General features: G+C 52.1%; 31 protein-coding genes and 1 pseudogene. 1 reads left to right on the top strand and 31 read right to left on the bottom strand.

Translation table 11 applies throughout. The features are described 5' to 3' along the window. Positions 1-162 precede the first annotated feature (162 nt). The 18 genes from BH712_RS24050 to BH712_RS23965 form a co-directional block, all read right to left on the bottom strand. Positions 163-756 (bottom strand): phage N-6-adenine-methyltransferase, encoded by a 594-nt coding sequence (locus BH712_RS24050; RefSeq protein ID WP_004109976.1) that lies wholly within the window; start codon positions 754-756, stop codon positions 163-165. 185 nt (positions 757-941) lie between these two features. After that, positions 942-1,784, bottom strand: a complete 843-nt coding sequence (locus BH712_RS24045) for a hypothetical protein (protein WP_032666382.1) — start codon at positions 1,782-1,784, stop codon at positions 942-944. A gap of 128 nt (positions 1,785-1,912) precedes the next feature. Continuing rightward, on the bottom strand, positions 1,913-2,470 hold the full coding sequence (locus BH712_RS24040; protein WP_000208226.1) for a 3'-5' exonuclease: 558 nt from the start codon (positions 2,468-2,470) through the stop codon (positions 1,913-1,915). A 9-nt stretch (positions 2,471-2,479) separates the two neighbouring features. After that, positions 2,480-2,899, bottom strand: coding sequence for a hypothetical protein (locus tag BH712_RS24035; RefSeq protein WP_004109992.1), 420 nt, complete (start codon positions 2,897-2,899; stop codon positions 2,480-2,482). A 63-nt stretch (positions 2,900-2,962) separates the two neighbouring features. Next, the gene (locus tag BH712_RS24030) at positions 2,963-3,607 is read right to left on the bottom strand and encodes an AAA family ATPase (RefSeq protein ID WP_000386471.1); all 645 of its coding nucleotides are present in this window, start codon (positions 3,605-3,607) and stop codon (positions 2,963-2,965) included. Beyond that, positions 3,607-4,083, bottom strand: coding sequence for a trimethoprim-resistant dihydrofolate reductase DfrA51 (gene dfrA51, locus BH712_RS24025; RefSeq protein ID WP_000781812.1), 477 nt, complete (start codon positions 4,081-4,083; stop codon positions 3,607-3,609). The genes BH712_RS24030 and dfrA51 overlap by 1 nt, the downstream gene beginning before the upstream one ends. Next, a complete protein-coding gene (locus BH712_RS24020) occupies positions 4,080-4,475 on the bottom strand; it encodes an HAD family hydrolase (protein WP_160859100.1) in 396 nt (131 codons plus the stop codon). The genes dfrA51 and BH712_RS24020 overlap by 4 nt, the downstream gene beginning before the upstream one ends. Positions 4,476-4,494: 19 nt before the next feature. Then, positions 4,495-5,598, bottom strand: coding sequence for a thymidylate synthase (locus tag BH712_RS24015; protein WP_032666381.1), 1,104 nt, complete (start codon positions 5,596-5,598; stop codon positions 4,495-4,497). A gap of 189 nt (positions 5,599-5,787) precedes the next feature. Beyond that, a complete protein-coding gene (locus BH712_RS24010) occupies positions 5,788-6,657 on the bottom strand; it encodes a pyrophosphohydrolase domain-containing protein (protein ID WP_032666380.1) in 870 nt (289 codons plus the stop codon). Positions 6,658-6,739: 82 nt separating this feature from the next. Beyond that, positions 6,740-7,882, bottom strand: a complete 1,143-nt coding sequence (nrdB, locus tag BH712_RS24005; protein WP_002231164.1) for a class Ia ribonucleoside-diphosphate reductase subunit beta — start codon at positions 7,880-7,882, stop codon at positions 6,740-6,742. A 107-nt stretch (positions 7,883-7,989) separates the two neighbouring features. Continuing rightward, positions 7,990-10,305 (bottom strand): class 1a ribonucleoside-diphosphate reductase subunit alpha, encoded by a 2,316-nt coding sequence (gene nrdA, locus BH712_RS24000; RefSeq protein ID WP_006812551.1) that lies wholly within the window; start codon positions 10,303-10,305, stop codon positions 7,990-7,992. Between the two features lie 77 nt (positions 10,306-10,382). After that, positions 10,383-10,952, bottom strand: a complete 570-nt coding sequence (locus tag BH712_RS23995; protein WP_002214145.1) for a RuvC family protein — start codon at positions 10,950-10,952, stop codon at positions 10,383-10,385. An 11-nt stretch (positions 10,953-10,963) separates the two neighbouring features. Then, positions 10,964-11,710, bottom strand: coding sequence for a hypothetical protein (locus BH712_RS23990; protein ID WP_006812552.1), 747 nt, complete (start codon positions 11,708-11,710; stop codon positions 10,964-10,966). Further along, on the bottom strand, positions 11,700-13,616 hold the full coding sequence (locus BH712_RS23985) for an AAA family ATPase (protein ID WP_006812553.1): 1,917 nt from the start codon (positions 13,614-13,616) through the stop codon (positions 11,700-11,702). Before BH712_RS23985 ends, BH712_RS23990 begins: the two co-directional genes overlap by 11 nt. Beyond that, positions 13,613-13,849: a hypothetical protein gene (locus BH712_RS25315; protein ID WP_000107766.1), complete on the bottom strand. Its 237-nt coding sequence runs from the start codon at positions 13,847-13,849 to the stop codon at positions 13,613-13,615. The genes BH712_RS23985 and BH712_RS25315 overlap by 4 nt, the downstream gene beginning before the upstream one ends. Then, positions 13,846-14,931: a metallophosphoesterase family protein gene (locus BH712_RS23975; RefSeq protein ID WP_006812554.1), complete on the bottom strand. Its 1,086-nt coding sequence runs from the start codon at positions 14,929-14,931 to the stop codon at positions 13,846-13,848. Before BH712_RS23975 ends, BH712_RS25315 begins: the two co-directional genes overlap by 4 nt. A 175-nt stretch (positions 14,932-15,106) precedes the next feature. Then, a complete protein-coding gene (locus BH712_RS23970; RefSeq protein WP_223831801.1) occupies positions 15,107-15,562 on the bottom strand; it encodes a GNAT family N-acetyltransferase in 456 nt (151 codons plus the stop codon). 114 nt (positions 15,563-15,676) lie between these two features. Further along, the gene (locus tag BH712_RS23965) at positions 15,677-16,321 is read right to left on the bottom strand and encodes a hypothetical protein (RefSeq protein ID WP_006812555.1); all 645 of its coding nucleotides are present in this window, start codon (positions 16,319-16,321) and stop codon (positions 15,677-15,679) included. Between the two features lie 744 nt (positions 16,322-17,065). On the opposite strand from BH712_RS23965, the gene repA reads away from it, so the two are divergent. Then, positions 17,066-18,121 (top strand): replication protein RepA, encoded by a 1,056-nt coding sequence (gene repA / locus BH712_RS23960; protein WP_001293470.1) that lies wholly within the window; start codon positions 17,066-17,068, stop codon positions 18,119-18,121. Between the two features lie 205 nt (positions 18,122-18,326). On the opposite strand, the gene BH712_RS24965 is transcribed toward repA, so the two are convergent. The 13 genes and pseudogenes from BH712_RS24965 to BH712_RS23895 form a co-directional block, all read right to left on the bottom strand. Further along, the gene (locus BH712_RS24965; protein WP_154080930.1) at positions 18,327-18,467 is read right to left on the bottom strand and encodes a hypothetical protein; all 141 of its coding nucleotides are present in this window, start codon (positions 18,465-18,467) and stop codon (positions 18,327-18,329) included. A 222-nt stretch (positions 18,468-18,689) separates the two neighbouring features. Further along, the gene (locus BH712_RS23950; protein WP_006812558.1) at positions 18,690-18,902 is read right to left on the bottom strand and encodes a hypothetical protein; all 213 of its coding nucleotides are present in this window, start codon (positions 18,900-18,902) and stop codon (positions 18,690-18,692) included. After that, positions 18,902-19,237: a hypothetical protein gene (locus BH712_RS23945; protein WP_004110033.1), complete on the bottom strand. Its 336-nt coding sequence runs from the start codon at positions 19,235-19,237 to the stop codon at positions 18,902-18,904. The genes BH712_RS23950 and BH712_RS23945 overlap by 1 nt, the downstream gene beginning before the upstream one ends. Further along, positions 19,234-19,365 carry a hypothetical protein gene (locus BH712_RS25275; protein WP_255248576.1) on the bottom strand — a complete coding sequence of 44 codons (132 nt, stop codon included), beginning with the start codon at positions 19,363-19,365 and terminating at the stop codon, positions 19,234-19,236. Before BH712_RS25275 ends, BH712_RS23945 begins: the two co-directional genes overlap by 4 nt. 88 nt (positions 19,366-19,453) lie before the next feature. After that, positions 19,454-19,729 (bottom strand): hypothetical protein, encoded by a 276-nt coding sequence (locus tag BH712_RS23935; RefSeq protein WP_032666376.1) that lies wholly within the window; start codon positions 19,727-19,729, stop codon positions 19,454-19,456. A gap of 68 nt (positions 19,730-19,797) precedes the next feature. Next, positions 19,798-20,208 (bottom strand): DUF7238 family protein, encoded by a 411-nt coding sequence (locus tag BH712_RS23930; RefSeq protein WP_006812560.1) that lies wholly within the window; start codon positions 20,206-20,208, stop codon positions 19,798-19,800. Further along, on the bottom strand, positions 20,192-20,563 hold the full coding sequence (locus tag BH712_RS23925) for a DUF2591 domain-containing protein (RefSeq protein WP_004110046.1): 372 nt from the start codon (positions 20,561-20,563) through the stop codon (positions 20,192-20,194). The genes BH712_RS23930 and BH712_RS23925 overlap by 17 nt, the downstream gene beginning before the upstream one ends. Before the next feature lie 162 nt (positions 20,564-20,725). After that, a complete protein-coding gene (locus tag BH712_RS23920) occupies positions 20,726-21,556 on the bottom strand; it encodes an SPFH domain-containing protein (RefSeq protein ID WP_004110049.1) in 831 nt (276 codons plus the stop codon). 3 nt (positions 21,557-21,559) lie between these two features. Continuing rightward, complete coding sequence (locus tag BH712_RS23915; protein ID WP_000589750.1) at positions 21,560-21,760, bottom strand: hypothetical protein; 201 nt, start codon at positions 21,758-21,760, stop codon at positions 21,560-21,562. A gap of 90 nt (positions 21,761-21,850) precedes the next feature. Further along, positions 21,851-22,927, bottom strand: a complete 1,077-nt coding sequence (locus BH712_RS23910) for a recombinase RecA (protein WP_001051805.1) — start codon at positions 22,925-22,927, stop codon at positions 21,851-21,853. 2 nt (positions 22,928-22,929) lie between these two features. After that, positions 22,930-23,196, bottom strand: coding sequence for a hypothetical protein (locus BH712_RS23905; protein WP_000920226.1), 267 nt, complete (start codon positions 23,194-23,196; stop codon positions 22,930-22,932). Then, entirely contained in the window at positions 23,196-24,140 is a 945-nt protein-coding gene (locus tag BH712_RS23900; RefSeq protein WP_032666374.1) for a 5'-3' exonuclease family protein, read from the bottom strand. The genes BH712_RS23905 and BH712_RS23900 overlap by 1 nt, the downstream gene beginning before the upstream one ends. Positions 24,141-24,200: 60 nt before the next feature. Continuing rightward, positions 24,201-24,715: pseudogene (locus tag BH712_RS23895) on the bottom strand (regulator); the annotation flags it as partial.

Genomic DNA, 24,715 nt, shown 5'->3' with positions numbered 1-24,715 from the left:
GCGTCTGAAGAGGGGTTCCAGTGGGTTCTGGAGGTGTAAAACGGTCTGGGAGTTGTTTGGAAATCACGTCTTAAAAAGCCTGCGTCTGTATATATTAATAATTAGTACTTAGTTATTTATATATACGGAAGCAGGTTCTCAAACTAACTCCCAGACTGGTGTTTACGCTGCCTTTTTACGTGGTCTCTTCTTCCTGACAACATTGGCAGGATCATAACCACCCAGCTTTTTCATCACCGCCAGCGGTATCTTGCTGATGGTGTGCCCAGCTTCCTGACAGTAGCCACGGAAGATAAGCAACATGCTGCCACCAGGGTTGATGTTCACCTCCACCAGCCCAAGTTCAACATCTGGCTCAACGAACGCCACGCGGCCGCCAGACAAGATGACGGTTTCGTTGGCGCATTCAGCCGCACGCTCGTACCACTGCGTATCGAGGGATTGTGGTATCAACATGACCGTCGTCACTCCACGCGCCTGCTCGCGGATGGCTGCGTCTATCCAGGGGGTGATTTTGGAGTAGGGCGGGTTAAGGAACGCCACAGTGCCAGGTTCTCCCCAGCTGCACTTGAGCGCATCACGCTCAACACCGATAAAGTTCGGCAGGAGAGCGTTATCTTTGTTGCAGGCGACGTCCACATCGAACTTTACGCCTATGTAACGTTGGATGGCGACAAACAACCACTGCGGTGTGCGCCAAAGGTCGCGAAGAGAGGCATCACGCTCTCGCTTTTTGATTTTTTCGGCTGCGATCATTATTTTGCTCTGATAGGTAAATACTTACCTATTTTTTCATTTAATCCAACGGATAGCAAACAAAGAAGAACGCGCCAGATTCGCAAACGGGAAGCTCTCTGGCGCGTTTTATCGATGCTGGGTATGCAATTAGCTTACCCAGCGTCCTAAAGCTCTCAGGGGGCTTTAGATCGGGTAGGGGAACATCATCCAATGGAATACTCCGCTATGAATTTTTTGACGATCGGCGACTCTTTATTAAGGCTTAGATTTCCACCTTCCCTGGTGGCAATGCCAGTAGCTGGAAACACAGCCATCATCTGGCCAGCCTGAGTCGAAGCGGTGTTGAGCGGATATGGTTTCTCCGGGTTGCTCATTAGCGCCAGTTTAATGCTATTGCTGGTCGCCGTGTTCGCGTCAAGGATATGGCGCATTGCGATTACCGTGTAGACGCTGATTTCCGGCCCACCACTAAACCAGTTCAAAAGGTTTAAGATCTTGTCTTTCGCTTTGACTGGCGCCCCTTCGAATGCGGCAGTAAAGCTCTCACTTTCCAGACCGGCTGTCGCATAGAACGATTCGTCCTTACCTTCCAGCGTGAAGCGAGGTTTGGCAGGGGTACGCTCTGATTTTGCCTTCTGGCGTTTTGGCTGCTCTTCTTCAGGTTTAGGCTCTGACGCCACTGAAGGTAAAGGGGTTGGATCTGTACCGGTAGTCTCAGTACTTCGAGCGTCAAGTTCAGGCGCTGGCTCGTTCACTATCTCCGCAACAAGGTCACGCTCTGGTTCCTCGACCTTCACCGATTCGTGCTCAATCTCAAGCTCTTCCAGAACGCTACTCAGATCGCCGGTAGAGCTGGCATTCATGACTTCATCCGCCACCGCCTCGACTGGTTTTGCGATTGCATCATCCAGACCAGAGAGAAGATCGTCGATCTCGTCGACGCCGCTCATTTTCGCAGCTTTCTGCACTGGTTCGTCGAGAGATTGCAACATTGCAGTCAGTTCGTCCAGGTCATCGTTTTTAACAGTGTTTGTAACTGCGCTCATTTTTAACTCCTTATGTTTTCGTTGGTGCGTTTCCGCGTTTTGGTTGAGCGTATTCTGGCAAAACCTATCAGGCGGAAAAGTCATAATTACAGGCAGTTAGAAGAACTGAAGGCAAAGAAAAAGCGCCATCAGGCGCTTTCGAATGGGAGTTTGAAGAAGCCGTATTTCTCTCGGGCTTTGAAGAAACACTGCATCATCAGGTCAGTATCGTAGAGAGCGCTGTGGGCCTTCTCACGGTCGTAAGTGAACCCAAGTGAGAACGCCAGCTCTTCCAGGCGTGGGCGCTTCCCATCCTCGGTAGCCCACAAGCCATCCAGCATGGAGTCAACCAGAGGGATATCTGGCAATTTCACCCCATAGCTACCGAACTCGTGGCGAATGAACGGAAGGTCAAAAGCCTCTCCGTTATGGGCGACTAACGCGCTACATGCGCCCATGTACGCAGCAATCTTGCCTGCGTGGTCAGCCAGTAGCGGTTCCGTCGCCAGATCTTCCAGTGAAATGCCATGCACTGCCTGCGCCTTCGGATCGATACTGCGACGCGGGTTGAAGCGCATCTCAAGGCTGTCGATGTGCTTCTGGGTTTCCAGTTCATAACGGGTTATCGCGATTTCGATAATTTTGTGGCCGGATGTGAAGTCCAGCCCTGTGGACTCAATATCGACGCCACCGACAATCGTGGTCATTCGTACTCCTTACAGCTTCTTCGCGCCTTTCAGCAGTGCGCCACGCACAAACTGAGCAGCCTTTTTCAGTGCGTCCTCGCCACTTTCGCAGACGACCGGCTCGCGCCATTCGCCCGTTGATGTGTTGAGGATCTGGATTTGGTTGGTCTCCAGGCAAACGGACACGTACAGAACCGTACCGCCTGAGAGTTTGAGGTGCATAGGAAACAGAGGGCGCTTGGTGCCGCCATTGAACTGCGACATCGCCACATTGATGGCTTCGCCAACCTCTTCCCCAACAAGTCCTTGAACGGACTCAAACACTGCGCGGATAGCCAGACGTGCTTCACGTTCACTCATCAAAGAGCGGGATTGTTCGTCAGCAATGCGGATCAGTGCTTCAATCGCTTTACGATCTAATTCATCCGAGAGGGGAAGTTCGTCTATCATTCTGTTTTTCCTCGATTCATTTCGCGTGTCTTATTGTCACACTGCCCAACAGGGGAGCAACATTCAGTGGAAGGTCACTCGTCCTGTTATACGGCGCTCGATGTTTTCAGCGGCTCTGTCCAGCACTCGCAATACCGATCTGGCTCGCGCTTCAACCGTGCGGCACTTTTCAGAAATAACGAACACCTGCAGATCGCCGGTTTGGGGAAGCGTGTTGATTTTCGTCAGCTCACCGCACATAAGTGCATCGATGCGAGCAACATAGAGACGGTCAAGCGATCCTCGCTGGGGACGCGCGAGATCTTTGCTGGAAAGCTCAACGCCCGGGCGAAGACCCGCGATAGCATTGAAGTTGGAAATGGCCGCTTTGTGGCAAAACTGCTCAATGTCGAGAGCCAGCTCGATGCAGCGGTCTTCGTTGGTCTGGCCGACCAGGTCAAGCGTATAAGCCATGACATCGGCTGGCGTGCGGTCGATAACAAAACCTTCAACGCCGCGGGTGATCATCTCGATGTGTCTGGCAATCTCCATCTGAACCTGAAGACGTTCGTAAAGGGGCAAACGCTCGCCAACCTTCACCCCCAGACTGCTCATCAGCTTGCCAACGCCGGCATCCACATACGGAATGCCATAATGCGCATCGATGTACCTTGCCAGGGTTGTTTTTCCACTGCCCTGTGCGCCAGTGATTCCAATCCGGTAATCCATTACGACCTTCTGTATACGATCTGCAAAAAGCCAGGCTCATCCTCATTTGCACGTTGGGTATAAGCCGTTTCGACTGGTACGAACCCTAAAGAACGCATCATTGGCGCCGGGAAGAACGCATCCGCGCCCGGCACATCCACGCCAATATGCGACAGCCAGATCTCTTCTACGTGTGGCATAAAGAGCGAGTAAATCTGCCCGCCACCAATCACCCAGACCGGATCTGGCAGTCTCAAAACGTCATCGATGCCAGCGGGGTAGAACCCATTGGGGATATACCCACGAGAGCGCGTCAAAACGAGGTTATGGCGCTCTGGCAGCGGGCGCTTGAGACTTTCCATCGTCTTGCGTCCCATCACGACAGTGGCGTTTTTGGTGAGTTGTTTGAACAGTTTCAGATCGGTCGGGCAACGCCAGGGAAGTTCGTTGCCAATGCCGATTTCATAGTTGCGGCCGACAGCTGCAATCATCTTCATTGGCTTACCTCATAGATGGTTGGTCGCTGGTGAGAATCTGCCAGCGCAGAACGCAGACGCGGATCATGAACCAGTGCGGCGATAAGTAAGTCGCCTTTGTGCTCTGCCAGCGTGCGCTTGATATGGGTTTCAAAACTGACACCGCGCGGAACCAGATGGAGCCAGTCATAATCAATGCCGAAGTCCTTCAGCCAGCGTTTGGTTGGGCCTTCGAGCGCTTCCGGACGACTACTGATAAGCACCACTTCAGCACCGGAGCGAGCAAAACCACGCAACATGCGGCTGGTGGGAAAGATGAGTTCATCACCGGCAATGAGAGCGCCTGCATCCGCATCAGACACTGCTTTGCGATGGCTGGCTCTCGCCAGCACACCCTCAATTTCACACAACACATACATCCCTCTGGCCATATCACACCGCCACTGGAACCTTGATCCACGGAAGAGGTCTGTAGCCGCACACCTGCACACCTTCCCATTTGAAGTCGTCCAGTTCGGCCCATTCATGCGGAAAAATGACAACCGGGTCGGACTCTTTGGGCGGCTCGCGCTTCATCAGCTCCTCAACGCCTTCCATGTGGTTGTCGTAGAGATGAACGTCAAAGCCAAAATGCACGAATGCGCCAGCCATGTGGCCGGTGATCTTCGCGAGGAAGTGGGTGAGAATGCCGTAACCGGCGATGTTGAACGGCATACCAACAAAGGTATCGACGCTGCGCTGCACCAGGCATGAGTTCAGAATGCGTTTCGGGATGCCCAGCTCGTCCAGCATGTTCTCAGTAATGCCGCCATCTCTTTCCAGAAGACACAGCATCTGGGTGTAAATGGACTCGTGGCCGTGGCGGTTGTGCTGAATGCCAATGTCGGTGGCCATCGTCAGTCGGGTCTCAAAGTCCAGCTCGCGACTCCACAGTGAAAACACGAAATGGCATGGCGGCAACTTCATGTCTTCCAGTTCGCCAACATTCCAGGCATTCAGCAGGATGCGACGATCTGTCGGGTTGGTGCGAAGCGTGTGAACGATACGCTGTAGCTGGTCGATTTCACGGGACAACACAACGCGATCTTCACTTACGCCCAGATACCCCTCGACCTTGTACCCGCGCTCACGGAACGTGTCGATTTTGCTCAAATACTCGCTATGGCTCACGATGCGGGTATCTTCCCACCGACGCCATTGTTTGCCATAGACCGGGCCTAAATCGCCATTTTCATCAGCCCAGGCATCCCAGATTTTGACGCCATTGTCTTTCAGGAACTGGATGTTGCCCGTTCCTTTGAGATACCACTCCAGCTCAACCAGTAACGGCTTCAGGTTGACGGCTTTTCCGGAGATAAGTGGAACAGAGCCGCCCGTTAGCATGTAGTAGGAAGGGACATATGAAACGCTTTTTGTGCCGGTTCCGGTGCGATCACCCGCGTGAACGCCAGTGTTGAGCACCGTTTCAACCACTTTGGCATACGAACCACTGGCAAACTGACCGTTCGTAAAGTCTCGATTCAGTAGGATAGACAAAATCAACCTCACACAAGATAAGTAAGTACATACATATTATTTTATACAAGTTTATCTGTCAGAAGTGTGTAAGACTAGGAGGGGAGTAAAAAAAATGGTGGCTCTTAGGCCACCATTGCAATGAGCAATTAAGAACTTGGACAATAAAACACGCCCAGGCAATATATAATGATAAGTAGATACTTACAATTATTTTTTTACCATCTCGTAAAGAGATGAGGTTTTCGCCTTCTCAACAAAGCGAGTCAGATCCACATCGCTGTAGGTTGGGGATTTGAGGATCTTGCCATCAGAAACTCTGAAGCCAATCATCATGTCAGTCCCTTCAGCGTGGCGGAAGCCCAGATCTCCCTTGTCGTATTTGCAATTCTCTACCGCCACACGACGCTCTTCGGCGTCAGCCGGCCACAGCTTGGTCATGTTGGAACGATGGATTTCTGCCACCAGCTCAACAATATCGATACCGAGAAAATCAGCCAGGCGGTAGGTCATCATGCAGGCAACGTAGATTTTATTCATCACGCGGCGCAGCTCCTGCACCAATTCGGAATCGCTAATCGGCTTCGCTTCGAGTTTGTCAGCCAGCGCATTCAGCATTAATGCAGCTTCTTTTGCTTCTTCAAACGGGATAGCCATGTCGTCAAAGACCGTGTTGCCTGGAACCATGATGGTGTGGATGAAGCGATCAACACTCTGCTCTTGGGTGTAGTAGCTCATGCCTGTAGAGATACCGCCTTTGATGGCCACCATTGTGCCGACGCCCACGTAAAGGAAGTCAGCCATCGCATCCAGCAGCGCCGTCATGTCCCCGTTTTTAGCTGCCGGGATGCCCTCGGTAACAGCTTCTTCGTGGATCAGCTTGGCACGCAGACGCAGTAGTGCAGGATCTGGAATGGCACGGCGTGGGTGCTGAAACAGTGTGTGGAACTGGTCAACCATCAGGTAGATGCTTTCCGTTGCCTTGCCAAAACCGGGATTCAACTCGTAAGGCTCTGGCTTAAATCCCACGAGTTTGTCTGCGGCAAGTTTCAGATGATCGGTCAGTTTCGTAAATTTCATGTCTTCTTTCTTTCCTTTGGACTTCATTTGATACGTCAATTGTGACCCAGCAGCGCCAGGCCACAAAGTGGTTAAACTCGGCTTAAAGGTCTGCGAACTGGCTCAGGCCGGAGCGATCGACAGCGGAGTCAATCTGGCCAACGAGGTAGTTGCTTTGTTCAGCTTCCTGCGGAGCGATCTGCAGGGTGTCTGACAGCAGCCATTTATTCATCCATACCAGTGGATCGTCTTTGATTTCCGGGAACAGCGGTCGCAGCCCAAGACGACGCATTGCCAGGTTGGTGCGGTATTTCACATAGCTTTTGAGGATGTCGGCATTCAAGCCAATCATTGAGCCGTCTTTAAACAGATAGTCAGCCCAGCGCATTTCCTGCCCGGCCACGTCCATCATGGTCTGATAGATGAAGCTCTCTTCTTCTGCGGCAATCATCTTCCACATCAGACCTTCACGACCGGTACGCATAAAGCGGATCATGCGTTCAGTACCTTCGCAATGCAAAGCCTCGTCACGCGCGATAAAGCGCATGATCTTCGTGTTGCCCTCCAGCAGCTTCCGCTCACCAAAGGCGAACGTACACGCAAAGCTCACGTAGAAGCGAATCGCCTCCAGTGCATTCACCGACACCAGTGTTCGGAACAGCTGGCGCTGGAGAGGGTAGGGCTTGCCATCAAACTCGCTGACATACAGCCGTTCAAATTCGTCTTCGCCAAGATGCTGGCGAGCGCAGGTCATTTCGTACAGCCTGTCATATTCGCTTGAGATGCTTACAGCCCGGCTGATGATCTCTTCGTCCGTGACGATGCCGTCGAAAACGATGCTCGGGTCATCCACCATACCGCGGATAATGTGGGTATAGCTGCGGCTGTGAATCGTCTCAGAGAACGACCAGGTCTCAACCCATGTCTCCAGCTCAGGAATGGAGATCAGCGGCAGCAGTGTTGCGTTTGGACTGCGACCCTGAACGGAATCCAACAGCGTCTGGTAACGCAGGTTGCTCAGAAAAATATGGCGTTCGTGCTCTTGCAGCTTGGTATTGAAGTCGATGCGGTCAGTGGTAATGTCGACTTCTTCAGGGCGCCAGAAGAACGAGAGTTGTTTCTCAATCAGCTTTTCGAAGTCACGGTACTTTTGCTGATCGTAGCGTGCTACGTTGACAGACTGGCCGAGGAACATAGGTTCCTTCGTTGCGTCGTTAGCGCCCAAACGGAAAGTAGAATAAGTCATGTGTTTCCCTCTGAATGTTATCGAGTGGCTTTAAACAAATTGTTATCTTATTGGTTTAAACAAGGTGCTCAACTCAATGAAAAGGTGGGGATTTCTCCCCACGCTCATCAGATTTTGCACGCGCCATCGCACTCATCTTCTGGCTCAACAACCTCCGCAGCGGAAGGTTCTGACACCTGATCGTCGTCATCACGCTTACCAGCGCCATCACGCGTGTTGTGGTAATAAAGCGTCTTCACACCTTGCTGATACGCAAACAGCAGGTCTTCCAGCAGCTTCATCATTGGAACCTTATCGCCAGGGAAGCGAGTCGGGTCGTAGTTGGTGTTCGCAGAGATGGCCTGATCGAAGAACTTCTGAATAATGGCCACCTTAGTCAGATAGCCGCGGTTATCCGGCATATCCCACAGGTACTCGTACTGGTCTTTCAGTTGCGCGAAGTCCGGAACGACCATCTTCACGATGCCGTCTTTGGAAGACTTCACGGACACCGGGCCGCGTGGCGGCTCAATACCATTGGTGGAGTTGGTGATCTGGCTGGACGTCTCACACGGCATTTGCGCTGTAAGAGTGGAGTTACGCAGACCATGCTCACGGATACGGCCACGCAGTTCTTCCCACGGCATTTTCAGCTCGAAAGAGGTCTCCGGGTTGGTATCCAGCGTTTTGCGATAGTGGTCGACTGGCAGCTGGCCCTGTGCATATTTGGTGTGGGAGAACCAGTCACATGCACCTTTCGCTTCAGCCAGTCGGCAGCTCGCATCGAGCAGGTAGTACTGAATGGCTTCGAAGGTCTCATGCACCAGCTGGTTGCCCGCAGCGTCAGAGTAGTTAAAGCCGTTCTTCGCCAGATAGTAGGCAAAGTTGGTCACACCAATACCCAGACTACGACGAGCTTTAGCCGGGATTTCTGCAGCAGCCATCGGGTAGTCCTGATAGTCGAGCAGAGAGTCCAGTGCCGCCACAGCGTAGAACGCCACGTCTTTCAGTGAGTCCAACGTGCGGATCGCACCCAGGTTAAACGCAGACAGAGTGCAAAGCGCGATTTCCCCGTTCGGATCGTCAGTGAACGCCAGTGGCTTGGTCGGTAGCGTGATCTCCATGCAGAGATTGGACTGGTGTACCGGTGCAATTTCCGGAACGAATGCGCCGTGATCGTTCATGTGGTCGACGTTGGCAATATAAACACGACCAGTGGAGGCACGCTCCTGCATCAGCGTAGAGAACAGGTCGACGGCCGGGATAGATTTCTTACGAATGCTCTCGTCGGCTTCGTACTTCAGGTACAGCTCTTCGAACTTGTCCTGATCAACAAAGAACGCGTCGTACAGGCCCGGCACATCGTGTGGGCTGAACAGCGTAATATTTTCGTTGCGCACCAGGCGGCGATACATCAGACGGTTAATCATCACGCCATAGTCGAGATGACGAACGCGGTTCTCTTCAATGCCACGGTTGTTTTTCAGTACCAGCAGACTTTCAACTTCCAAGTGCCAGATCGGATAGAACGCTGTAGCAGCGCCGCCGCGAACACCGCCCTGAGAGCAGGATTTCACAGCTGTCTGGAAGTGTTTCAGGAATGGAATAACGCCAGTGTGGGTGGCCTCGCCATTGCGGATCTCACTGCCCAGCGCACGCAGACGCCCAAAACCAATACCAATGCCCGCGCGACGTGACACGTAGTCGATGATTGCGGAAGACGCAGCGCTAATACCTTTCAGACTATCAGCAGCTTCAATCAGCACGCAGCTGGAGAACTGGCGAGTAGGGGTGCGCACGCCGGCCATAATTGGCGTTGGCAGAGACAGCTTGAATGTACTGGTCACATCGTAGAAGCCCTTAACCATCTCCAGACGCGTCTTACCGGCGCAGCCATCTTCCCAATTCTGGAACAGGCACATGCCGACCAGCATGTAGAGTTGCTGTGGCCCTTCGTAGATAGCGCCAGTTACACGGTTTTGAACGAGATACTTGCTCGCCAGCTGCACGGTGGCGGCATAGCCGAAGTATTCGTCGCGCTTAGGCTTGATGTACACGCCCAGCTCGGCAATTTCTTCCTGAGAGTAGTACTTGAGAAGGTCTTCATCGTAAACGCCACGACTGACGTTGCTGACGATGTGATTGTAGAAATTCGGGTAGTCATACTGGCCGAAGGCGTCCTTGCGGATCTTGAACAGGCTCAGTCGCGCGGCAACCTGCGAGTAGTTCGGGGTTTCCGGAGAGATCAGATCGGCAGCGGACTTCACCAGCGCCTCATGCAGCTGGCAGGTGGTCATTCCGTCGAAAATGCTGGCAGCAGCGCCCATAGCGACAGCAGACGCGCTAACGTTGCGAATGTTTTCGACTCCCCACATCACAACGCGGTTGTATTTTTCCTCTGACAACGGCTCAGTGGAACCGTTACGTTTTACGATGCTTATCATGTATCACCCAATAAAAAAGGCCACTAAATATAGTGGCCTCATGTTAATAGATAAGTACTTACCTATCAATTACCGACTTATAAAATTCCTGCAAGAACATCGCGAACCTGACGGAATTGATCTGTTTGCATACCGGTGTAAATCGACGCGACAGCGTCCGCAAGGTGCTCGTTTTTATTCACCAGCACTTCCTTACCAGATTGCTTCCGGCGCAACCACGGGGCGTTTGGCTGCTTCTGCGTAGCCCACTGAATGATCTCTTCCTTCGACGTGGTCAGCTTATTCCCGACATAGTGCTTAATCTCGTTTGGCGTGACCTGTATCAGTGGCTTATCCACGCACGCCAGTACACCAATGCAGATGCCGTATGAGGTTTGTGCGCGACTGGACTGGCTACCAACCGGCAACTCGCAAAACACCATATGAGCCTGCTCGATTATGGGCTTGGCGGTACGCCAGATTTCGTTAGCGCGGCGCAGATCGTCGCTGTTAACGCGAACCGTCTTCTTGTTTCCACCAGCTTTGGTTTCCACCAATGTCAGGCCATGAATGTCCAGCTTATCCGTTTCCAGATCCAGCGTGCCAATCGCCAGGCCAAAATTGCTCATTGAAGGGTCGACGCCGACCACACGAATGGTTTTACTCATTTTTGGTCTCCTTACCACGTAGCCCAGGTTGGGCATTCCATTAGTTTCTGTTCAAGTGTCTTCTCCGGCTCGCGAGTTGGCGGCTTCGGAATGTCGCTAACAACATGAATGCTATCGTTGGTTAGAACGCCTGCAGCAATATCTGCATCAATCATGCTCTGGCCGATGAAATGCCGCATGATGTCGATCAGATGGCGTGCAGCCGTTTCATTCGCGCTGAATACATGGGGGAGAAGAACTTCAATAACCGCTACTTCACATCCCTCCTCGTAAAAGCAGAGTTTCGCCCGCTTTGAAATTGGCGCGTGTCGGTCATAGTCAACAGAGAAGCTGGCGAAAGCAGCACCAGGCATTGCAACGTGATCCGCGCGTGCGTTAGCGTGTCGAATCAGATTAGTGAATGCGGTGCTGATGTGCGTCTCCATCGCATTGAAGAGCGCATTTTCTTGGATGTTCAGCGTTCCGGTTTCAGGAATCACAACGAACCCCGGCCCAGAATGTGGGAGATATCCACCTTCCGTAAATGGATTAATAAGGATCGGCGCAGTGCTTCCTGACGGCAGCATAGACAAACTCGGCATCAACGGAGTCGATGACAACAGACTGGTTAATACCGAGAACTGGTCGTCATTGATGTTTTCGTTTTTCCACAAAAGTGCAGGCGCAGCTGCTTTTGCCGTATGGTGGTTTATCAGCTTTATAGACTGCATCACGGCAAACATCTGCAAAAACTGCGTGCGGCTCAAGTTAAACGACATAGCTGCGACCCTCTTTGACTTCGACTGTGATGGTTTCCCGGAACCACGATTTCATCTCTTTGTGGGAGATGATCATCACTGTGCCGCGTTCACGCGCTTTGGCTTCCAGAATCCCCATGAGACGCTCCAGACCGGCAGTGTCGAGCGCGTCGTCAATTTCATCGCCGATAAACAGCTCGATATTCTTACTGGCGCGACTGGCAACCAGATCCTGCAAGGCAAGAGAGCACGCAATGCGTACCTTACGCTTCTCGCCACCAGACAACGTCTGGAAGGATTTGCTGGAGCCTGTTTTGGTTACGCTGATATTGAATTTGTCGCGATACTCGCCTTTCTTCGTTGTCTCCATTGTCGACCATTCGGCAACGATATTGCCGTCCGACAGCGTGTTGAGATACTCCGCAGTCCTGATGTTCAGGAAAGGCGTAACAGACGTCAGGATGTGTGAACGCACGCCTGCTGGGGAGTAAACCTGGCGAGCTTTCTCCAGCAACAGAGCCTGTTCCTGAATGCTTTTTAACTCTTTTTTAAGTACTGCATGATTAGATTTATTGGCAGCCAGGTTGTCTTCATGGCGCTTAATGACAGCCAGAAATGGGTTTACCTCTGCCATGATGCGATTCACGTCAGTACGCGCCCGCGCCACCATCGCTTCGACGGCCACAACTTCACGTTCTCGATGACGCAGCGCACTTAGCTCATTGGTCAGGCGTTCGATTCTGGCGATGATTTCTGAGACGTCGGGTGTGGCTGCGACCAGTGCAGACTCGATGCCGAGCGCTTTCTCAAGACGAGCTTTGTGTTGAGCCACTGCCGCTGCTGATGCCTGCGCCTGGCCGATCTCATTACGCGCTTGTTCAATGAAACTCTCCTTCACGGTGGACAAATCTTCTTCGCAGTAGGGCTTTCCGCACGTAACACAAGGTGCTCCGACCTTTGTGTTGACCTCTTCTGCTTTGGTTTTAAACGAGCGAGCACGGTTCATGGACTCGTTCTGTGCCGCTTCTGAAGTGCGGATGCTTGAGCGGATCTCCGTAATCGCACCGCGCACCTTCAGCAGTTTGGCGTCATGCTCTTCTTTGGAGGCCAGCTTGCTGCGTTCGCCAGCAATCGCGTTTTCCGTATCCCGGATCTGTTCCGGCAGCGAGCGAATTTCCATCACGACTTCAGACAGCGTTACCTCCGCGCCAGCCAAATCGACGCGGGCCTTGTCCAGACGTTCGCCGCGATCGCGCTCCCAACTATCAGAGGACGCTTTGGCCGCCTCAATCTCTGACTGCGCGGTCTCGATAAGCGTGAGACAGGCGTCCATTTTGGATTTGGTAACATCCATGCGTGCGGCAGCTGCATTAGCACGCTCGCGAGCAATGGCATAGGCTCGCGTTAACCGGTCGACGCCAGCGGCTTCTTCAACGATGGTTTTGAGGTTCTTGTCGGACATACCCGGCAGATCAGGCATTGCTTCCTGACTGGCGTAGATGGACGCCATGAACACCTCTTTCGATGCACCAATCAGGCGTTCAACGAACTCCTGCGTCAGTGTGTCTTTGCCTTTGGTCATATCACCGTCTTCGCCACGAACGATCAGCCGGTTCTTGAACTCTTTGTGTTTGCGGTGGCGAATGATGGCGTAACGCTTTCCTTCATCCTCAACAGTCACCATCACGCGACAGTTTTTCTCGTGGCCTGTAGAGAGCACGTCGTCACCTTTGACGCCATGCGCAGTTTCGCCATACAGACACCACATCAGGCTGTTCATCAAAGTCGATTTGCCCGCGCCATTGCTGGCAGCGGAAGAGTCGCCACTGTTAACCCCCTGAATGAGCACCAGACCGCGTTGGTCTAACTCAACTTCGGCGCTGGCTAACGCCATGAAGTTCTCAACCTGGAGCTTTAGAAATTTCATACAATGCCTCTAACTTTTTGATTCAAATGCTGGCCTTTTCGCAGTTGAAACTCCGTGTGGGCTGGGAAAGATCGGCGTTTCAGTACGCCTTGTTTGCTCAGTCTTCCCAGATAAAACGCCACAGGGTTTCCGTTGGGTGGGTAGGGCTTGTGGAACATCACCGTCTGGCCTCGTTCAAGTCTTTTCATCGTGGAGATGAAGTCCCGAAAGCTCCCAGAATGGCTCGTACTCACATTGCCTCCGCACTCTCCGCTTCGGTCAGGATCTCCTGACACAGCATGTCCAGCTTGCTCAGGTCGAAGCCGCCGTCAGTGTCGTGAACGATCTTGCAGTACGCCGCGACGGACTCGCCCAGGCTGTCTATTTTGCTGGTCTCCGCAGTACTGGCAGTGCCTTCCATCATCGATGCCTTGCGGATGAAGTTGCAGACGACACCCTTCGCGCCCATTGTTTTCAGGACGTTCTGGATTTTGATGCCCTCTTCATCGCTCTCCACAACGGCACGGAAGCGCACGTAGTTACCGCGAATTTGGTCGTCTTCCACATCGTCCTCAAGGTTGACGAACTTGGGTGCGGAGGTTTCGTGGTGGGTGAATGTGCCGTCAGGGTTGACGATCATGAAGCCAGCCAGAGAGCCAACATCGCCCCAATTCTGGTGCGTCAGCGCCCCGATGCTAACCACTCCAGGCAGCACTTCTTTGTGGTTGTGGTAGTGTCCGGACAGCAACAAACGGAAGCCGATATCTTTCAGTTCCTGTGCGTCGATGCCGACATCAGGCATGGTGGGGATCGCTTTGTTGATCGAGGTATGCACAACAACATCGTGGTTGTCGCCATCAAGCCCGGAACGCAGTGTTTTGAGGTCGCTGATAAGCTCTGCGTGGTTGTTACGCCAGCTAATCAAGTGGACGGTAACGTCGCCCATTTTGATGGAATGGGGACGTTTGCCGCAGACGATTTCCACACCGATTGAGCGCAGAGAGGCCGCTGCATTGGCGCTGTATACGGAATCGTTGGTTTCGAGGTCGTGGTTGCCGGCCAGCATTACCACTTCGAGGCCCAACTCTTTGATGATCCACTCGTAAGTTTCAGTCACGAAATGCAGGACGGAAGGTGATATAGCACCACGAACATGGAAAGTATCACCAGCCACCAGCATGTACTTACAGCCCGCAGCTTTCATGGCTTTGGCTGCTTCTTTCGTGGCGTCCAGTTGGATCTCCAGTCGAGAGTTCAGCCCGTCAGCGTTTGTTGTCGCAAAAGCATCCCAACGATGATAATGGGGATCTGATATCACCCCGTATGGCAATGTCATGTGTCTTTTCCTTTGTGGTTATTTTGATACAGATGTTAAGCGTGCTTGAGAGGCGAGCAACCCAGACAACACGGCACAGAAGAAAATCTACAGGCACACGATTATGACAAAATATATAAGTAAATACCTACTTATTTTTATGGTGATGACAATATCTCAACCGTATGGGGGCTTATTACTTCGGATCGCGAAACAGCATCTGCGTGCCTTTGGGGGACGTGTCGAAAAGGTGAAAACCTCTGCGTTTTAGCATGTCGGCCATTTGCGAGGATTTGACGTAGCACTTCGCCATCATCGGCTGGCTCGGGTTTGAATCGATCATGTCGGACACCAGCATTGACCCATAGCCTTTCCCGCGCAGCTCTTTGACGATACTGACGGCACGGAGTTCAAGTCGTGGCGCACCGGTTGGATCGAGTGCGGCACAGAACCAGATTAGCCCTGCTTTTTTGTCATCAGAACGGCGCAGCAGGATGTAGATATAATGCCCGGAGTATTGGCCCTGCTCGTTCGTCTGGATGGCCAGCCTGGTCTGCTTCTCAAAGGTTTTACCACCCTTTGATGTGAGGATCTCTTCGTAGAAGTGACCCTTGCGTGCGCCGTCTTCGAACTCACCCATGATAAATGGCATGTCTGCCACAGTTGCTGCCCTTGAATAAAATTCACTCATGTATTAATCCCTAAAGCTCTCAGTGTCTTTCTAAGACACCATATTTTATGCCCCGGTAAAACCATGAGTTTACGTTTAAAACGTCTCAGGGGGCTTCTGACGCGCTACGCTGATGTCGATTACCCCAGCTTTTGGGCGAGGGTCGACAAGATTCAACTCTTCAGCACTGTGATACTCCGTATCGAACTCCCGATCGACATGGCGAATGTAGATGGCCGTAAGAAGGCTGTCGTCGTTCAGGAAGTGTCCGTAGGATTTGCGGATCACTTCGCCAACCTTCTCGATCTTCTCTCCACCCATGCAGAGATGGTTAAACCGGCTGTGTTTCCGCAGCATCTCATCCACCGGGCCGGAGTAGACCTTATCGACTCTCCCGAACCGGATGATATTTCCAGTATCAGCCTCAACCAGACAAACGAGCTTGCCAGGTTCGACCCGGTCTCGCCATGTTACGCCAGAGCGGAATGTGTTGAAGTAGGGTGCGTCTAATCCGATGATCGGTTTACGAAATGCCAGCAGTGGCACGTAACGTATGCAGCTGTTCAGGTGGAAGTGCGCCCCGGCGTCGTGGAGTTTGAGCCGGGTTTCGTTAATCGGGCACTTCGACGCAATGCCGCACAGGTCGCAGAGCAACTTCTGTTTGTTCAGGCTAGTGTTCGATTCAATGGTGTAGGAGCCATCTTCAAGACGGCGAACCCAGCGCGTGCGTTTGAGATCCATAATTCTTATTCAAATAGTTTTGTCCGGGGCAACGATAACTGACAAGGCGCACCGATGTTTGCAAATGCCTGTTTTACTTATACCCATTATTCACAGGACCGATCCAATAATTAGATCCCCAGAGAGATCCTACAGAAGATCAAAAGAGATCCCCGATCGTCTCCAGCCGTTGCGGTTACTGGCCTGAGAGGGGTTTACTATCCACTATGGGGAGGAAAGTAACCTCTGTAGAGAGCATAATAACCGCTATGAAGAGCAAAACAACCTCTCTGGAGAGTGGTCGGTATCCACTGTAGTGAGTAGGATACATTGTCTTAACTGGATAACTCAGTGCCTGTTTTTCTACGTCAGGTGGCTGATATTCATAGAGATGTTGAAAGTTTTGCGTTCAGGCGTGTTTGTTTCGACCACACATTATCCCCAGAAGGGGAGTGATGGCTGGTTTTGCAATTACCTGATTTTTATACACAGGCCCGATCCAGTAATTCAGATCCCAAAGAGAACCAAAGAGACCCACAAAGACCCAAAAAGATCCCCGCACCCAGCAAACCGTTGTGCCACATGGCCTTAGAGGTGATCGATATCCACTATAGAGAGAAGATCAGCCACTATGAAGAGCAAGCCAACCACTGTAGAGAGTAGAAAAACCACTATAGGCGGTAGGATAACCGCTGTGATGAGTGCTACTATCCACTGTAATCAGCAAAGGCCACCAAAGCGGTCGAATAAAAAGAGACACTTGGAATGAGCGAAAACGGCAATAAAAACATAGCGATCGTTGAAGCATTCTCAGAAACAGACAAAAAGACCGGTGAAGTTGTTACGTTAGTTCCTAACACCAACAACACAGTTCAGCCTGTTGCTCTGATGCGTCTTGGTCTCTTCGTTCCGACGCTGAAATCGACCGCCAGGGGCAGAAAGGGGCAAATGGTCTCTATGGACGCCTCTGCTGAACTCAAACAGCTGTCTCTGGCCAAAGCCGAAGGGTACGAGGACATAAGGATCTCCGGCGTTCGTCTGGATATGGATAACGACTTCAAAACGTGGGTAGGCATCATCCACGCGTTCGCCAAGCACAAGGTTGTTGGCGACACCGTCACGTTACCGTTCGTCGAGTTCGTCAGGCTCTGTGGCATACCAACGGCCAGATCGTCCGCGAAGTTACGCAAGCGCCTGGACAGTTCTCTAACTCGTATTGCCACAAACACTATCTCATTCCGCAGTAAAGGCTCTGATGAGTATTACGTGACGCACCTTGTGCAGACAGCAAAGTACAGCACAAAGAACGACACGGTCTCGCTGCAGGCTGATCCTAAGATTTTCGAACTCTACCAGTTCGACAAAAAGGTTCTTCTGCAACTCCGGGCAATTAACGAACTCTCCAGAAAAGAATCCGCGCAGGCGCTCTACACCTTCATCGAAAGTTTGCCACCTGACCCGGCACCAATCTCGCTGGCTCGCTTACGCGCCAGACTTAACTTAACCAGCCGCACCATTACCCAGAACGCGACAGTCAGGAAGGCGATGGAGCAGCTGCGTGAGATCGGCTATCTCGATTACACCGAAGTGAAGCGCGGCAGCTCGGTCTACTTCATCATCCACTATAGGCGGCCGAAATTACGCCCAGCACTGCCACCAACTAAAGCTGCGCCTGAAGAACCAGAAGACATCTTGCCTGGTGATGATCAGGAGGACATTATCGATGTTGTTCCTGAAGAAAAAGAGGGTGAGATGGTCATGTTGAGCAAGGAAGAACTGGCGATTCTCGAAGAGCTACGCAAGGCAAAAGCTCGCAAATAACCCAACCACTGTAGAGAGTAGAAAGGCTCACTATCCACTGTAGTGAGCCTTTTGTTTATCTGAAATCCGCTATCCACTGTAGTGAGTAACAACAACCGAAGAGTAACCACTGTAGGCAGTAGCGCTCAAATAACGAAATAAATGTTAGTGGTTACTAACCTAGATGAAACAAGGGCTGCGAGGTTAGTGGTCACTGGGTATCTTGTTAAATCCACTCTCTATAGTGGTTATCGTTGTTCCCGTCGTTATTGGCTATCCACTGTGGAGAGCAGAATCGGTTGGCCGGATTTACTAACCACTGTAGTGAGTAGATATCCGCTGAAAACAGTGAAGGTTTACTCTCCATAGTGGATACCCGCTGGAGAACGCATTCCATCACTCTCTATAGTGGTTGTTTGCTGCGAATGAACGCCTGTTTACTCCCTACAGTGGATAGCGACGTCGATAATCTCCACTTTACTCACTACAGTGGATACCGGATGTCACGGCAGGCGTTTTACTCACTACAGTGGTTATGGGCCGGATACGCACGCGGTGAGCTGGCTACTCACCGCAGTGGTTAGGGTCATCAGTGGATTTTCTTCAGCAGACCCCAGAGTGTCCCGGCCTTCGTCGTGAGCTTACCTGTTTCCGGATCGTACATGCGCCATTCGCGACGCTGGTGGACAATGACACCGTCCTCACGCTCCAGACGCTCCAGCACGCCGGGTTGCTTAAACCCTTTGGCACGCCAGTAGCCACTTGTTTTTTCGATTTCCAGACCTGCCAGTGTAACCGCCATCAACCAACCTCCTTGCAGTCATCGAAAAGGTAGCTGGCGTTCTTCGCGTGAACGCCGTAGACATCACCTGATTTGTTGTAAACGAACTTATCTTCACCCACGCCAGACAGTTTGCCGTTACGTTTGGTGAGATAGGGGGAAGACAGGACGCGATCATCGCGAACAACATAAAACTGTTCGCCGCTGTCCACAACCATCGCGCCGTAGCTGGCTTTGACGACATTGCGGATCACGTCGTTTTTCACTTCGGCCACTGACATCTCACACTCATAGACGTGCGTGTCCGCGTAGACAGGGAGGGAGAGCAGCGCCAGAGCCAGGGCTAGTTTCTTCATGCCACGACTCCTTTGATAACGCCGAATGCTGAGTCGAATACCAGCACTACGGCCAGCGCATTAACCATCGCGCCATTAACAGGTGCCAGCGCTTTACGGATTGCTCCGGTGAAGATGCAATCGAGCACAAAAGCTATCGAGACAATAAGTAATAAAGTGTCTAATACAGTTTTCATGATAGGTAGATACTAACTTATATATTTTTTGCTGTAAATATCACTCAAAAGTGCTGATGCCTAAGATACGCTCAAGATGAGCCGCGTCTTCATCGCTTACCGGCATCGTGTCGTCGACGTACCAGCAACTACCGTTGTGCCAACAAACACCGTCATCATCGACATACACAGAATCTGCATCAATGCCTGTGTACTCAACGAGATTGCGCTCAATTGCCGCTTGAATTTCTTCATCGTTCAGCCCATCGCACTTGACCATGAATAGCGGGTAAACGTCATAGTCGGTGCTGGCTGAAATTCGAACCAAAATCTTCATGTGTCTTCTCCTTGTTGGTAAGTACTTATTTATATTAATGTGCGCCATGCGGCGCACAATCATTGTGTTCAGGCTGGTGAAAAGAACTTCTCCAGCGTGCGGTCGACAGCTTTATCGATGTGCATCAGATGCCAGACGACCATATCTTTACTTCCCATACCGCGGGTGTAGATCACGTCGAACTTACGCCAGGCGGCGTGAAACCAGTGCGGTGTATCATCAACCGGCAGATTCTCTCCAGCCTCCTTGAAGTACTTGAGCAGCATGGCCTGTTCAGCGGTGGGCGTCGGGCCAATCTCTTCCGCGTACATTCTGATGAAACGCTGCCAGTCGGCTTCATCTTCTGAAGGTTCCGGTGCGTTCATCTCTGCAATCGCCTCACGCAGCTGCGTCGCCCATTCTGGCTCCGGGAAGCCCTGGGCAATTTCGGTATCCACTACATCCAGCGCAGCGTTGGCCGCGTCATACAGTTTCTTCACGCTTTTTCTCCTGCATTAAAAGGAACACGGTCATTGCCGCTCTGAAAGGGTTAGGGTTCTGGATCAGATGTTGTGGCGTTGAGCTATCCACCTTTCTGTGGGCCGCTCTCCACTCGCCAGGCTGTCTGGCGGGGATTACGCCGATTCTGTGTCGATAAATAATGTCCCACGCATCTTCCGGATCGTTACACCAGTCGAAGGTTCCGGCTCCGTTCGGGCCGATTGCGACCACTGCTGTGTAATCGCCTTCCTGTGAGCCTTTCCAGCCATATTGTGAGATAAGCGGTCGATGGCCGGTGGCTTCCGCGACCAGGCAGTTAATCTCAAAGTCCGTCATCTCGCTGTAATTTTTCATTCCCGATCTCCTTCTCATCCGTTGCCGAACAACTATGTGGCGTTGTCACTTTGTACTTCTACGGATGCTAATTCCGTATTAGTAACCAATTTGTTTTCTTGTTGGTGATAATACGGAAATAAAAAAGGCGTCCAAGTGGACGCCGTATCTTTGAAAAGGCTGTTACTTCAACGCGATAAACGGAGTATTAGCCCCTTCAGTCATGTACTGAGGCAACTGGCCATTCCATTTGTTGATGGCTTCCAGCTCCATGACGTTCGGGTTCTGACGTAATGCTTCACCGCGCAACTTGATGGCATCAGCTTCTGCTTGAGCACGCTTGCGGATAGCGTCGGCTTCACCTTCGGCTTGTTCACGCAGCATGTTCGCTTCTGCCTTGCGCTGCTCAACTTCCTGCTGGCGCTGGAGCGTTTTCTGGTTCGCGGTCACTTTGGCATTGATAGATTCGATGACAGTGTCCGGATAGTCTGGTTTGCCCACCCATGACAGGCTAATAACCTCAATACCTACCGGTGACATTTCTGCCTGAATGTCTTTCAGCGCATTGTCGAGCAGAGACGCCTTGCCACCGTCGATGAACGTGTCGGTAGTCATGCGGCTGGCCAGACGGTTCAGTGAGTCCGCAATCTTCTGGCGCAGATCAGTGTCGGTAATGTCATCAACACCTTTGCGATAGGTCTGGAATACGGTAGTTACTTTGTCGCGATTAACCAGATATGCCACACCAATTTTGTGGCCGATGGCTGTACCGTCGCTCATCTGGAATGTGAACGGCTCATCGTAGGTTTTCATCTGTTTGAAAGTGGGGAAGGTGTACAGCTCGGTATTCAGACCAGTCCACTGACGGCCAACGCCGACAACTTCACCGATACCTTTGTCTTCACCCAATTTGTTTACCTTAATGCCAACGTATCCCGGTTCCACGCGATCGCAGCCGGTCAGACCCATTGTGCAAATAGCAGCCAAAGCCACCGCCAGTAAACCTTTCTTCATTACTTACTTCTCCTTAGTTTTGTTGAGTGAGTTGATATACCTGCGGCCAGCTTTTAACAAGGCAACCGGGAAGACTACAGCGATGGCAAGTCCGATAAATAAGGCCAGATCGCTTTTAGCTGAGATAAGCGATGGAACCAGTAAACCGTAGATAAAGCAGACTGATATCACCGCTGAAACAGCCATGAGATAACCCTTGATCATGTGTTTCCTTTTGTCGTTTTGGTGTAGAAATGATAAGTAAGTACTTATATATTTTCAAGTATAAAAAGGCGTCCAACGGACGCCTTGTGATTACGCTTCTTCTGTCTCTGCTGGGGACGACTCTTTCGCTCGCCGTTCGTCTATCGCCTGGAGTGCTGCGATGATTTCCGGGAGTGGCTTCTCGCGGTACATCTCGACGATCTGCGATTTGGTGTATTTCTTATCGCCAATTTCCACACGCCCGCTGGCGTTCTTGGGCAGGTATCCTTCCTCCAGCATGTACTCAACCAGCGATTCGATGACGTCCAGCCCGCGAGTCGGGTCGAAGTAGAATTTCCATGAGCATTTGCCAAACGGAGGCGCGACTTTGTTTTTAATGCACTCGGCGCCAACGTCCTGTCCGATCTTCTCTTTGCCATCCTTCATAACGGATGCGCCCAGACGGATGCGCACCGACGCGTAGAACTTCGGAGAGTCGCCACCTGGAGACGTCGTCGGATCGCCAAACATCACGCCAATTTTGGTACGCACCTGGTTCAAGAAGATGATGCACGCGTTGTACTTACGCGCCCAAAGCGCCAGAGTAGGGAAGTTCGCACTCGTCGCGCGCGCCAGCGCCGTGTTGTCGTTCATGTTCAGCTGATCTTTGTCCTTCGCAGTGCCTTCTGCCATCTTGTCGAACTTCTCAGCCTTCGAGTTCGGAACCATCGACGCCAGAGAGTCGGCAACGATGCAGATAGGGGCTGTTTCCGGGATAAGCTCTTCGTCGCGCACCAGCTTGAGGATTGTGCCGATCAGCTCGACGGAATCTTCGAAGGTATCCGGCTGTTTGTAGACCCACTGACCGTCGTCTTCGTCGGCGTTCAGTCCGTTCGCTACCGCCAGACCAACGTCGAAACTGTTTTCGTGGTCAAGGAATACGGCCAGACCATCCTGTTTCTGTGCTGACACCATTGCAGCCGTCGCCAAAAAGGTTTTACCGGCGCTTGGTGGCCCGAAGACTTCAACGATACGCCCACACGGAAAACCACCGTCGTAACGTCCGGAAATGGCTTTGTTCAGTGGAGGGAAACCGGAGTCAATCCAGTGGGAGACCTTCTGGATCTCGTCATTGCTGCCGATTTTCTTTTTCAGCGCCAGTGCCAGTGCGGATTTGCCTTTTGCCATGATTAGGCTCCTTTTGATTCGTTGATTCGCTTCGAAGCAGCGGCTTCGTCAAACTTGATTGCGTCGTGGTTCAGGTGTTTGGCGACGCGAGCGATGATCTTCACGACCTGCTCGCTGACCAGCGCGAACTCACGCTCAGTAGCAGAAATGCCAGCAGCGCCCAGAATGTTCGGCAGCGCCACCACAGCGTGCTCGCCGTGGCAGAAGACAATCTCTTTAGCCAGCATGGTTGGCGTAGTTGCCCCGCCATTAATGATGGATTTCAGCATCAGCAGTACCTCTCAAATGGCAGAACAAACACTTCCAGATCTTCCAGAAACGACCGGAAATTCAGCTCGTAACACATCTGTTCGAAGGCATTCATGTCGCGTGCGCCTTTAATCGACTCGATTTCGCTGGGTGGGAATTTTGTGTCGATAAGGTTCATCAGCATCATGTTGCGCTTAAAGGCTTCGAGCATCCGGCAGCCCGTCTTCTCGTTGAAGGCGTTCTTTGCCAGCTTGTTGAATGCCGTCTTATAGCGACCTTTGTTGATGACAATGGAGCCGTCGTTAATGCCGCGTACCATTGCGGCCACGCTTCCCCATTCATGAAGCAGCTCTTTCGCGCCACCATCACCAATGCCGCCGACGCCTTTGATGTTGTCCGAGTTATCGCCCTGCAACGCTTTCGCTTCCAGAAACGCTCGTGGCGTTGGCAGACCGGTCAGCTCTGCGAACTGTTCGAAGTTCACCTGCTTGTGCTTGGCATCTTCACGCAGGCTTACCCAGCTCACATTCTCGCGAACCAGCTGGAGCCAGTCGCCATCGCCAGTCAGCAGGTAGATGCGATCGACGGTCGGCTGCGGAGCCAGGCGAGAGACCAGCATTCCAGCCAGGTCGTCCGCTTCTGCGTCCTTTGCAATGAGTTGGTTAACGCCCAGCGCGGTCATCATTTTCAAGATGTACGGCTTCTGGATGGCAAAGCCTTCTTTCATCTTCTTCATATCCGGGTCGTCATCGCGATTCGCTTTGTACTCCGGGTAGAAGTCGCGACGTTTGTCGCTGAATCCATCCCACAAGATCATTGGGCGGGCATGGAGAATTGAGGCGTAACGACGAACGTTCTTCACGAAGCCAAAAGCCGCCTGAACTTCCATCTCGCCGTTGTGTAATTTGTCGGATTGCTGGTGGTAATAGCCCAGGCTGTTACCGTCCACAAAGAGATAATTCACCGGTACACTCCTTCCAAAAAGTAAGGCGTCCGTAGACGCCTTACTGGTCACGTTATGGGATTACAGAGCGTCCAGTTCAGCCAGCAGGTCGTCGAGACCTTCGTCAGCTGGTGCAGATGCAGCGGCAGCAGATGCTGAAGCACTTGCAGCTGCGGCGGCTTCCGGAGCTTTAACTTCTTCCGGTTTAGTTTCCGGTTTGAACTCAGCTTCAGCGGCACGCAGGATCTCTTCATCAACCAGGCTGGTGGACTCTGGAGCCGGAGTGTGTGCTGTAGCGACAGCAGCTGCGCCTTCCGTATGACCAGTGATAGAGCCAAAGCCTGGCAGTTCAGCAGCAGCTGATTTTGCAGCGGAAGAAATGGCCGGAGAGGACATTGTTGCTGCCGGAGCCGCAATACCAATCAGACGACCCATAGTGCGAGCCGTAGACAGCAGACGAGTTTCGTCAGCCTGGTTCGCGTATGCGATCAGATCGTGTTGGGTAGTCCAGAGCTTCTCAGGAATGTCGCCTTTGTAGACTTTACGTTTCGGGGATACGTCGTACTTGGTGTCACGACCGGAACCGGTACGCTTAA

It is taken from the genome of Enterobacter hormaechei ATCC 49162 (assembly GCF_001875655.1).
Taxonomy (GTDB): domain Bacteria; phylum Pseudomonadota; class Gammaproteobacteria; order Enterobacterales; family Enterobacteriaceae; genus Enterobacter; species Enterobacter hormaechei.
This window is presented reverse-complemented; position numbering and strand designations above follow the sequence as displayed.